Source organism: Enterobacter cloacae complex sp.6700776, assembly GCF_048284255.1.
Taxonomy (GTDB): domain Bacteria; phylum Pseudomonadota; class Gammaproteobacteria; order Enterobacterales; family Enterobacteriaceae; genus Enterobacter; species Enterobacter intestinihominis.
On the sequence record NZ_JBLVYK010000048.1, the window covers coordinates 1 to 1057 of the forward strand.

Sequence of the window (1057 nt, forward strand, 5' to 3'; positions counted from 1 at the left end):
GGCTTTGTTGAATAAATCAGATTTCGGGTAAGTCTCCCCCGTAGCGGGTTGTGTTTTCAGGCAATACGCACGCTTTCAGGCATACCTGCTTTCGTCATTTTGTTCAGCGCTCGTACCAGGGCCATAGCCTCCGCAACCTGACCATCGTAGTCACGCAGCGTCAGTGAACCCCCGAACAGCTGTTTTACCCGGTACATCGCCGTTTCCGCTATCGAGCGACGGTTGTAATCTGTTGTCCATTTCCACCGCGCATTACTCCCGGTCATTCGCTGATTAGCCACTGCACGGTTACGGTCTGCATATTCACCGGGCCAGTAACCCGCACCTTTTCGGGGAGGGATAAGCGCGCTGATTTTCTTACGCCGCAGTTCATCGTGACATAGCCGGGTATCGTAAGCGCCATCGGCGGCGGCTGACCTGATTTTCCGGTGGGTTTGCCGGATTAACCCGGGGAAGGCCTCTGAGTCCGTAACGTTGTTCAGCGACAGGTCTGCACAGATGATTTCATGTGTGTTGCTGTCAACTGCCAGATGCAACTTTCGCCATATACGACGGCGTTCCTGGCCATGCTTTTTGACTTTCCACTCGCCTTCACCGAAGACCTTCAGCCCGGTGGAATCAATTACCAGGTGTGCGATTTCACCCCGGGTGGGCGTTTTGAAACTGACATTAACCGACTTTGCCCGCCTGCTGACACAGCTGTAATCCGGGCAGCGTAGCGGAACGTTCATCAGAGAAAAAATGGAATCAATAAAGCCCTGCGCAGCGCGCAGGGTCAGCCTGAATACGCGTTTAATGACCAGCACAGTCGTGATGGCAAGGTCAGAATAGCGCTGAGGTCTGCCTCGTGAAGAAGGTGTTGCTGACTCATACCAGGCCTGAATAGCTTCATCATCCAGCCAGAAAGTTATGGAGCCACGGTTGATGAGGGCTTTATTGTAGGTGGGCCAGTTGGTGATTTTGAACTTTTGCTTTGCCACGGAACGGTCTGCGTTGTCGGGAAGATGCGTGATCTGATCCTTCAACTCAGCAAAAGTTCGATTTATTCAACAAAGCC

Annotated in this window: 1 protein-coding gene; it reads right to left on the reverse strand. The window is 52.7% G+C overall.

Annotated elements, in window-relative coordinates:
- Positions 1–56 precede the first annotated feature (56 nt).
- Complete coding sequence (locus ACNQ0T_RS23130) at positions 57–1025, reverse strand: IS5-like element IS903B family transposase (protein ID WP_072201439.1); 969 nt, start codon at positions 1023–1025, stop codon at positions 57–59.
- Between the last annotated feature and the right edge of the window lie 32 nt (positions 1026–1057).